The organism is Shouchella tritolerans, from assembly GCF_025770735.1.
Classification (GTDB): Bacteria; Bacillota; Bacilli; order Bacillales; family Bacillaceae_D; genus Shouchella; species Shouchella tritolerans.
This window is the reverse complement of sequence record NZ_JAODPB010000017.1, coordinates 1-8,582: the sequence shown is the minus strand read 5'-3', so window position 1 is coordinate 8,582 and position 8,582 is coordinate 1. Positions and strand designations below refer to the sequence as shown.

Genomic DNA, 8,582 nt, shown 5'->3' with positions numbered 1-8,582 from the left:
CTTTCGAGATAGCAAAGCTCGAATACTTGTATTCCCAAGTAGAGCGCGTTGCCTGGCGTATAGCGGGACATTTTAAAAAGCTATACAAATACCATGAGGGAATGGCTGAAATCGCCCAGGGGCAGGCATACAAGAGCGAAAGAAGCGACGGAAAGAAGAACAGCACAGACGGGCAATACTTATCCAGGATTGCGAAGGGTGAGCAGCTAACGCAAGCCGCCGAGTATGAGGGAGAATTTCTCACTTGGCGGGGCGTGGCTGGGACATATGAAAGGGCGGCTAATAGCTTAAAAGACATGCTCAAGGCTATAACGGCTGAGGGAGGAAACCAATCCAGAACGGCATAGGGGGTATATGGCATGGTGTTGCTGTATTTTTGCGATAAGTGCGGGTGTCCAATTGATTTGACAAGGCTAAAGCATTATGTAGCAACACGTCCGCATTTTTATTGCGCTAATTGTCATGCGGCCAACGAGTCAACTAGGTGGCTGAGGAAACAACTGGAAAAGAAGACAATATAGGGGGAGAGAAATTGAACAGAAACGACATCGAACAGGCGCTACGTGACTACCACTGGATGCCGAAAGAGGTTGACCGCATCCAATCAACTTTAAACGAAGTGGATACGTCTGTAACGACGGCGTATGGCGTTGAAGCTTCCCTTCCCAAGCCGAAAGGGCAAACGAGCGACAAGGTGGGGAACGAGGTCGTTCGCCGCGATAAACAGCATAGATACTTAATCAAGATTAGAAGCAAAATACGGGCGGTCGAACAAATGATTGACCATATCAAGGATGATCGGGATAAAGCAGTGTTATTTTGCTTACTGGATGGCATGTCACAAACACAAATAAGCCTGCACTTAGGGTTATCGGAGTCCAAGGTCAGCAAGATCAAGAATAACTTGGTCGAGCAGATTTATGCAGGATTGAAAGGAATGAAAGAAAATACAGGAATGAAAGAAAGTACAGGAAATACAGGAATGAAAGAAAAATGCGCTCAGAAGAAAAAGGTTGTATGCTGATAGCAGAGGGATAATACCCAATGCGTTATGCTAATCTGGCGCTGCAACGACTACAATCGGGGCAGCGCATCATCATAAAATATCACATACCGTACAAGGGACAGGAGGCGACAACACCAAACGGCTTTTGTCCGCTTGTGCAGTGTGATGCCCGTCTACCAAGTTGTAGACAGGGAACTAGTTTCGTATTGCGAAGACTGGATTTTACTAAAAAGCGTGTATGAGCCATAAGGCCGTATGCGCTTTTTTATATACAGAAGGGAGCGTTTATATTGAATCCATTCGAAAATGCGCATGAAGGTGAAGTGTGCTTTGTCTATACATCGGAAGAAGGAAAAGAATATACCATGTCGAGTGAACCGCTTACCATCAAGGAAGAAGACTATCGGAACGAGGGACAAAAGATGAATAAACAACCTACGCTAGGATTAAAGCCTAGATATATACACGAAGAGCAGAGGGCAAGAGAGATCGGGGAAGCGATTTGCCGACGTTTAAAATCTGGCGAAGTTGTTCCGAGCGAATGGCTAAAAGAACTAGGTGAACTAATGGAGCGGAAAGAACATCACCGTATTCAGAGCGAGGATAGCGAATCAAGTATTTCCGGCTATTCGACGTCTGATTTAGTCGGTGAATTGAAACGAAGAGAGGGCGTTAAGCACTTCTTTGCTCCAACCGATAGTATTTTCGATATACGCATGCAATCGCCAGAAGGAAGGCGCAGCGTCGAATATGATTGGGGAAACGCTTCTATTTTAGTGGTGAAATACCGATGAAGCGCCTATATTATCGGTTCATGTTCCGGCGTACCGGAGACAGGGGCTACTTATTTAAAATACTCGATCTTAATGCGAAGAGATATGCCCGCACTATAAAACGGAAAATAAAGGCAAAGGCGTCCTAACGGGCGTCTTTTTATATACAGGAGCAAAGACTATGAAGAAAGTAAGCGTAAAAGAATGCCAAACGTGCATCTGGCTTAAACGGGTAAACGAGCAAAAAGCCACATGCCCGTTTGCTGGCTGTTTAAAGGGAGTCGGTAAAGCTGGACGCCCCTAAATATTTTCTGTTTTCTGTGTAGAAAGATGCAGGACATTAGCCGCCTTTGTCGAATGAGTCGGGCGGAGGTGTTTGACAAAATGAAATTAAGTCCAGAAGTGGAGCGTTATGTAAAAGCTATAGGTAAGATAGGGGAGAATATCGGCAAAGTGTCAAGACATTACTTTGATGTGGATTTAGATAATCTGCCGACTGATTACGAAGGTTTATTAAAGATCAAAAGATCGTATGAACAAGGTGTTAGGGAATACAAACAACTTTTGACCGAATTAAATACTTTAATTACTCCTATCTTCTTGGATAAAGAGCACAAAGAAATGGTTGACGCCTTTATCCTATTTATCAACGCTTCTGATGAAATGATAAGTGCAATTGATCTTGAAAAAAGGATGGCGGACAAGGCTAAGATTGAAAGTGGGTATAAAAAAGACGAACTGGCCGTTAGTAAGGTTAAACAAGCGACGGATAGAATTGTTAATAAGATTATGGCTAACGCCTAATCATAGGGCTACCTACGGGCGGCCCTTTTTTCTTAGGGGGGATTTGTATGAACCTAGATGATAAGAGGCGAGAGAAGAACGGGGGATACTCCAAAAAGAGTCTAGTGGAACAATTTCTTAGTGAACAAGAAGACATCGAAGAATTTTCCATTGTCTGCACATATAAAAACGGAGAAGTAGGGGTCTACCATTCAACAGAGGACAAGATACAGCAAGTGGGCATGATGGAAGTGGGGAAAGGCATGTCTATCCTGGATAGATTTGAATAAAATGTCTAAAGTGCATAGCTTGAAGCCATGGGAGGTAGTAGAATTCTCCTGGGGAACGGCTGTAAGGAAAAGAAACGGTGACTGGACGCATGTATTCATAGGCGATCAGGAGCTGGATGTAACGGGAATGAATGTTCGTCTGCATGGCAACGGCATAGAATTTCTCTAATGAGGTGGTTAAGTGGCGAAGAAACAAAAGATACCCGACCTAAATGTAATCATCGAGCTAGAAGCAGAACGCATGAAACAGGATAAGGAATTCGCGCAGTGGCTTCATAGCATGCTGCCGAAGATCAAGAACAAGACCATTACTGACGCTGAGAGCGTAGCGGTAACACAGGCGCTTGAAGCGAGATATTTAAAATACCATGCAAAGTAGTCCGAGGGGGCTGCTTTTTTATTTTGAATACCATTTCTTGTGAGAAGAGGGATTACCAATGAAAATGAGTAATTGGAGCAGGAAACCTGATACAACAGGAAAAGCGGTCGTTGGCACTTCGTGCGTTGATTATGCTGGTCCAGTCGGAACAAGGATTCCAGACGAGAAAAACAATGGTGTAGCGGTGCTGTCTTATGCAGCAGGGCGCCCTATTGATGTAAGAGTGGAGACGTTCCAAGACGGGGATAAAAAAAGAATCCGAATAGAAGCGCGTAAGTCTGATAATCCAGATGACGTAAAGCCTGTGGTTCTTTCACCTGATGAATATTCATTTTATAAGCGGATAGAAAGTCAAATCGTATATAAGCTCGAGACGGCTCGTAAGGAAGGGGCTAGTGTCGGCTTAATAAGCGAACCAATTTAAATACAAATCCAACCCAACTGGTAAGGGGATGATAAGGGGATGACGTAATGGCTAAGGGGAAATATGCAGATTGGCTAACGGAAGAAGGGTTACTCCTATTAGAGGGATGGGCGCGAGACGGCTTAACCGATGAACAAATCGCCCAGAACATCGGTATTACGCGGTCAACACTGTACGAGTGGAAAAAGAAGCACTCGGACATTTCAGACGCCTTAAAAAAGGGCAAAGAGGTTGTTGACCTTCAAGTAGAAAACGCCTTGTTAAAAAGAGCGTTAGGGTACGAATTCACAGAAAAAAAATATGAGACAGTTCAAATGTCCGAAGGAGAGTTTCACGCAAGGAAAGTAGCCGCGGTAAATCGATATAAATTGGATAATCCAGAAGCAACACTCGAAGAACTTAGGGTTGTAGAGTTAGGAGTATCTCGCTATAAAAGCGTTTTGGTGGAGGAAAAGACAAAAGAAGTGTCACCAGACACCACGGCCCAAATATTCTGGCTCAAAAACCGACGCCCTGACCGTTGGCGTGACAAGCAGGAGGTTAATCATAGCGGGGCAATCGATCATGGTGTCGATTTAAAGGCCCTCTCATTGGAGGAGTTGAGAGCACTTGCGAAGCTTAACGCCTCAGATGAAGAATGAACTAGCGCAATTAGCCAAGTACGAAGCTTCGCGCCGTTCTTACTATGATTATGTCGAATTAGTCCACCACGGAGCGTATAGGCATTTTAGGCATACAGCACTTATTTGCAAACACTTGCAGCCGATAGCGGAAGGGGAACAGCGGTATATTCTGATCGAGATACCACCGCGGCACGGAAAGAGTATGACCGTGACTGAATCTTTCCCCTCCTACTACGTTGGACGCAATCCGGACAAACGAGTTATCACAACTGCATATTCTGACAGCCTTGCGCGCAAATTTGGACGCTTTAACCGAAACAAGATAGCTGAATTCGGTGAGCGTCTTTTTGGCGTTTCGCTATCCTTTGAGAATAGCGCCAGCAACAACTGGTCTTTAGCGGGTAGACGCGGCGGCATGATAAGTACAGGTATCGGCGGTTCCATTACAGGGGAAGGTGCCGACCTACTAATCGTGGACGACCCAATCAAAAATGCGGAGGAAGCAAACTCTGTCGTTGTGCGTGAGAAGATCAAGGCAGAGTGGGAAAGCACGTTGATGACCCGTCTACATAAGGGCGGCAGCGTCATTGTAATCATGACTCGGTGGCATGAGGATGACCTAATAGGTTGGCTACTCAAAAATAGCCCGCATAAGTGGGAGCGGCTCAGGCTCCCCGCGATTGCCGAAGACGAGGACGACTTGTTGGGCAGGGAGGAAGGCGAACCCCTTTGCCCTGAACTAGGCTTCGACGAAGAATGGGCAGAGAATAAGCGGCTAGAAGTTGGTTCCCGTACATGGGCAGCGCTATATCAGCAAAGGCCATCGCCTAGTAGCGGGAACATATTCCATCGTAGTTGGTGGCAGTATTATGACGCCCCTCCATCCCGCTTTGAAGAGATTATACAGTCCTGGGATTGTACGTTTAAGGACTCTGATAACTCTGACTATGTTGTTGGTCAGGTATGGGGTAGAAAGGGCGCTGACAAATATCTGCTCGACCAGGTAAGGGCAAAGATGGATTTTCCGTCCACGGTGCAGGCGATTCGTTCCATGTCTGCTAAATGGCCGCGAGCTAGGGCGAAGCTTATAGAGGATAAAGCGAACGGTTCCGCCGTCATCGCAACGCTGAAACGAGAGATTAGCGGGCTTATTCCGGTTAACCCGGAGGGCGGAAAGGTAGTTAGGGCGCAGGCTGTAACGCCGGACATTGAGGCGGGGAATGTCTACCTACCGAAGAATGCGCCGTGGGTACAAGACTTCGTGGAGGAATGCGCTACTTTCCCGAACGGAGCAAACGACGACCAAGTAGACTGTGCAACGCAAGCTTTAAATAGATTAGGCAACAAGCGACGGGCTGGCATCAGCTCTGCTAGAGCCTGGTAGAGAGGGAGGTTATTATGGCTGATATTTATAAACGTCCTATATTCTACATGCATAGGAAGAACGGTCTTGTTGAAGCAATTCTACATTGCGATCAATACAAAGCGATTAAACACCTTAGAGAAAACGAAAAATATGCTTTCTGTGTTTGGAGAGAAGGATTGTTTTATAAGGACACAGGCAGAGAGGTTATGACTGGTTTCGAATGGCCTGTTAAACATATATGGACTAAAGAAGAGGTGTCGGGTGACATTGTTTACATGCCTGATTGAGGGATGAGGTGACATATGAAATTACCAGCGTGGGATAAGTTTGATAAGAAAGTGATTGAGGCGTATCACGGGCAAATTGACAAATACCGAAAGCTATACGAGGGCGAACACGTTGACCTTTTCCCCCGTGCTCAACGACTGATACAGCAAGGGGAGATTACCGACGCGATTAAGGACGGCAACTATGTAGCGCAACAAGTGCAGACGCCTTATCTAGTCGCAAACGTAAGTAAGCTGATACCTGAAATACCCGCTGTATTCGTATCGCGCTCACTCGGCAAGGTGACAACATCCTTTATGCGCAATCCTGACGCATTAAAACAAGTCAGCAGCGATACGGACAACATGATAGAGGGGACAAAGGACGACTCCTTTAATGCGGAGATCATCGATTTGCAGCAAGAGTTAATCGAGCAGATCGAGAAAAACAGCAACTTGCGGATGGAGCACATGCCGAACATCGTCCAGCAGCAAGTAGATGGCGGTCTGGTTGGATGCGTATGGCTGGATGAGCGTGGGCCGCGGATTGAGTTTAAGCAACGTGACGTCTATTATCCGCACGACGATGGGCTAGGCGTTGATTTAGTTTATGACCGCAAGATAGAGGATGAAAGGTATTTGCACGTCTATAGAGAGCGTGTTGAGAAAGAGGGCTTAGTCACTGAGAACATCCTCATGAAAGGCTCGGACGGCGGCGATACGTTTGAGCCTGTGGAAGAGGCAAAAGCAAAAGAACTACTTGGGCTAAAGGAGCTAAAGAAGACGTTCAAGGGACGGAAACGTCCTTTTGTTGTTTACTGGCCGAACGAAAAAACGTTTATGAACCCTCTCGGCCGTAGCTGCCTAAAGGGAGTAGAGGGGAAGCAGGACGAAATAAACTGGACGCTTACAAGGGCTTCATTGATTTATGAGCGTAACGGAAAGCCGCGCATCGCTGTCAGTAACGAGGTATTCCAGCGCTTAACTGATCTAGCCATTGAGCGTTACGGGGAGAACAACCCGGAACAGAAGATCGACCACAGGGATTTGGAAATCACCACCTTTGACGAAAACGGCAAGGCAATCGAAGTTATCCAAATTGACACAAGTAAAATTGGCGACATCCAAACCGTGCGCCACCTTATGCAACAAGTACTGGCAGAGACGCGTACCAGCTCCAAAGCTATCGACTACTACCTGGGCGAAACAACAGGAACCGCCACCGCGCAGAGCGGCACAGCGAAGTTTTACGACTTAATGACGTCGATTATCAAGGCGGAGCAGATACAAGGGGAGTACATCTATTTTCTGCAACAGCTATTCGAAAACGTCTTGTGGCTTATTGCTCAAGATGATGACTCGGTGAAGATCGAGGAACCGGATATAGCTGTTCGTTCCATGATTCCGATTGCTCGCAAGGATTTGATAGAAGAAAACATGTCAGCGTACAGAGAAGGCGCTCAGAGCCTTGAAACCACTGTCCGCAACATTAACCCTCTCGCATCCGAAGAATGGATACAGCAGGAGCTAGAGCGCTTAGAAATGGAGTCAACAACAACAAACTCAATAGGTGGCGGCTCGCTATCGAATTATCTTGATAACCGAGATCAGCCGTTAACCGGAGGGGGAGAGAATGAAGAAAATGAATAGAATGGACATGCTGAGAGTGACCATTACAGAGGAACCCGATGATAGAGAGGTATATGTAAACGTTGATGTTAGGATTTCAGGGGATAACGCTATTTCAATGCGCGATGCAGTTGAATTCAGAAGACGAGTGGTTGAAATGGTTGCTGATTACAACCATATTCAAAATCGTGCGCTAAGAGGTCAGAAGGAGGGTTAAAAGATGAACGAGTACGCAATGATGGGTTTTATTATGTATCGTACACAAGGTACTGGTGTCACCGTCGATCAAATCAATGCTGTCATAGAAGCGTATGAGGAATATAAGCAAGAGCGCCAGAAGGAGAAAGAAGAGTACACGTTTCGTTTTGATGAAGTTGGCGAAATTGAATCCAAGGCTGACGGTTCTTACACTGTGAAAAAAGATAATACATTGATCGAATTAAGACCGAATGACATCGCTAAGTTTGTAGCCGAAAATATCGATAACATACGCGAACGTGTCGCCAGGAGCCGATAATGAACATCGACCAACTCCTTAAATACTTCTCTGAAGTCCTGGAGGGCATATACAGGGACGTTGGTACTGTCGAGGGGTTAACGTCTGACCGTGGGGCGCAAGAGCTTATACGTGCCATTTCTGACACACTAGACAGCATGGGAATATCGATTGAAAAGGTTCTCCCTGCCGAACTCCTATCTGCCTATACAAACGGGCTGATTGAGGGGAACGCGCTGCTCAGAGAAGAAGGGCTGGCCGTTGGTGCGATAGCAAGAGGAAACCAAGCTGTTATCCGTCCTATTTTGCAGCGTAAGCTACACCGCGAAGCGCTTGAGCAGATTGTCAACGACACAATGGACGACATCAAGGCTGCTGTAGAGGTAGCAAAGGGATACGTAAAAGCGGATGTGGAATATGTAAGGCAGACGTTTAAAGACGACTTGGCTAAAGGCTCCATACAAGGCGACCACAACCGCGTTATATCCGCGCGTTTAACCGAGAGATTTAAAGAGCATGGCATTGTCGGTCATCGCACCACAGACGG

Annotated in this window: 15 protein-coding genes; all 15 read left to right on the top strand. The window is 46.2% G+C overall.

Features of this window, described 5'->3' with window-relative positions:
- The coding region (locus N6H06_RS22790; RefSeq protein ID WP_263708053.1) for a hypothetical protein at positions 1 to 347 on the top strand (347 nt) is incomplete at its 5' end.
- Between the two features lie 137 nt (positions 348 to 484).
- On the top strand, positions 485 to 1,024 hold the full coding sequence (locus N6H06_RS22785; RefSeq protein WP_263708052.1) for a helix-turn-helix domain-containing protein: 540 nt from the start codon (positions 485 to 487) through the stop codon (positions 1,022 to 1,024).
- A gap of 272 nt (positions 1,025 to 1,296) precedes the next feature.
- Positions 1,297 to 1,800: a hypothetical protein gene (locus N6H06_RS22780; RefSeq protein ID WP_263708051.1), complete on the top strand. Its 504-nt coding sequence runs from the start codon at positions 1,297 to 1,299 to the stop codon at positions 1,798 to 1,800.
- A 160-nt stretch (positions 1,801 to 1,960) separates the two neighbouring features.
- Entirely contained in the window at positions 1,961 to 2,083 is a 123-nt protein-coding gene (locus N6H06_RS22775) for a hypothetical protein (RefSeq protein WP_263708050.1), read from the top strand.
- An 80-nt stretch (positions 2,084 to 2,163) separates the two neighbouring features.
- Entirely contained in the window at positions 2,164 to 2,583 is a 420-nt protein-coding gene (locus N6H06_RS22770) for a hypothetical protein (protein WP_263708049.1), read from the top strand.
- 47 nt (positions 2,584 to 2,630) lie between these two features.
- On the top strand, positions 2,631 to 2,852 hold the full coding sequence (locus N6H06_RS22765; RefSeq protein WP_041823948.1) for a hypothetical protein: 222 nt from the start codon (positions 2,631 to 2,633) through the stop codon (positions 2,850 to 2,852).
- A 181-nt stretch (positions 2,853 to 3,033) separates the two neighbouring features.
- Positions 3,034 to 3,231 (top strand): hypothetical protein, encoded by a 198-nt coding sequence (locus N6H06_RS22760; protein WP_263708048.1) that lies wholly within the window; start codon positions 3,034 to 3,036, stop codon positions 3,229 to 3,231.
- 58 nt (positions 3,232 to 3,289) lie between these two features.
- Positions 3,290 to 3,655, top strand: a complete 366-nt coding sequence (locus N6H06_RS22755) for a hypothetical protein (RefSeq protein ID WP_263708047.1) — start codon at positions 3,290 to 3,292, stop codon at positions 3,653 to 3,655.
- A gap of 47 nt (positions 3,656 to 3,702) precedes the next feature.
- Entirely contained in the window at positions 3,703 to 4,296 is a 594-nt protein-coding gene (locus tag N6H06_RS22750) for a transposase (RefSeq protein ID WP_263708046.1), read from the top strand.
- Entirely contained in the window at positions 4,286 to 5,662 is a 1,377-nt protein-coding gene (gene terL, locus N6H06_RS22745) for a phage terminase large subunit (protein WP_263708045.1), read from the top strand. The genes N6H06_RS22750 and terL overlap by 11 nt, the downstream gene beginning before the upstream one ends.
- A 14-nt stretch (positions 5,663 to 5,676) precedes the next feature.
- Positions 5,677 to 5,931, top strand: a complete 255-nt coding sequence (locus N6H06_RS22740; protein WP_263708044.1) for a hypothetical protein — start codon at positions 5,677 to 5,679, stop codon at positions 5,929 to 5,931.
- A gap of 15 nt (positions 5,932 to 5,946) precedes the next feature.
- Positions 5,947 to 7,560: a hypothetical protein gene (locus tag N6H06_RS22735; RefSeq protein WP_263708043.1), complete on the top strand. Its 1,614-nt coding sequence runs from the start codon at positions 5,947 to 5,949 to the stop codon at positions 7,558 to 7,560.
- Complete coding sequence (locus tag N6H06_RS22730) at positions 7,544 to 7,756, top strand: hypothetical protein (RefSeq protein ID WP_263708042.1); 213 nt, start codon at positions 7,544 to 7,546, stop codon at positions 7,754 to 7,756. The genes N6H06_RS22735 and N6H06_RS22730 overlap by 17 nt, the downstream gene beginning before the upstream one ends.
- A gap of 3 nt (positions 7,757 to 7,759) precedes the next feature.
- The gene (locus N6H06_RS22725; protein ID WP_263708041.1) at positions 7,760 to 8,056 is read left to right on the top strand and encodes a hypothetical protein; all 297 of its coding nucleotides are present in this window, start codon (positions 7,760 to 7,762) and stop codon (positions 8,054 to 8,056) included.
- Positions 8,056 to 8,582: hypothetical protein (locus N6H06_RS22720; RefSeq protein WP_263708040.1), on the top strand; the 527-nt coding region annotated here is incomplete at its 3' end. The genes N6H06_RS22725 and N6H06_RS22720, both read left to right, overlap by 1 nt.

Coding starts and splice junctions, on each gene's coding strand:
- N6H06_RS22775 (WP_263708050.1), top strand. CDS start 1,961: ATGAAGAAAGTAAGCGTAAAAGAATGCCAAACGTGCATCTGGCTTAAA.
- N6H06_RS22770 (WP_263708049.1), top strand. CDS start 2,164: ATGAAATTAAGTCCAGAAGTGGAGCGTTATGTAAAAGCTATAGGTAAG.
- N6H06_RS22765 (WP_041823948.1), top strand. CDS start 2,631: ATGAACCTAGATGATAAGAGGCGAGAGAAGAACGGGGGATACTCCAAA.
- N6H06_RS22755 (WP_263708047.1), top strand. CDS start 3,290: ATGAAAATGAGTAATTGGAGCAGGAAACCTGATACAACAGGAAAAGCG.
- N6H06_RS22750 (WP_263708046.1), top strand. CDS start 3,703: ATGGCTAAGGGGAAATATGCAGATTGGCTAACGGAAGAAGGGTTACTC.
- terL (WP_263708045.1), top strand. CDS start 4,286: ATGAAGAATGAACTAGCGCAATTAGCCAAGTACGAAGCTTCGCGCCGT.
- N6H06_RS22740 (WP_263708044.1), top strand. CDS start 5,677: ATGGCTGATATTTATAAACGTCCTATATTCTACATGCATAGGAAGAAC.
- N6H06_RS22735 (WP_263708043.1), top strand. CDS start 5,947: ATGAAATTACCAGCGTGGGATAAGTTTGATAAGAAAGTGATTGAGGCG.
- N6H06_RS22730 (WP_263708042.1), top strand. CDS start 7,544: ATGAAGAAAATGAATAGAATGGACATGCTGAGAGTGACCATTACAGAG.
- N6H06_RS22725 (WP_263708041.1), top strand. CDS start 7,760: ATGAACGAGTACGCAATGATGGGTTTTATTATGTATCGTACACAAGGT.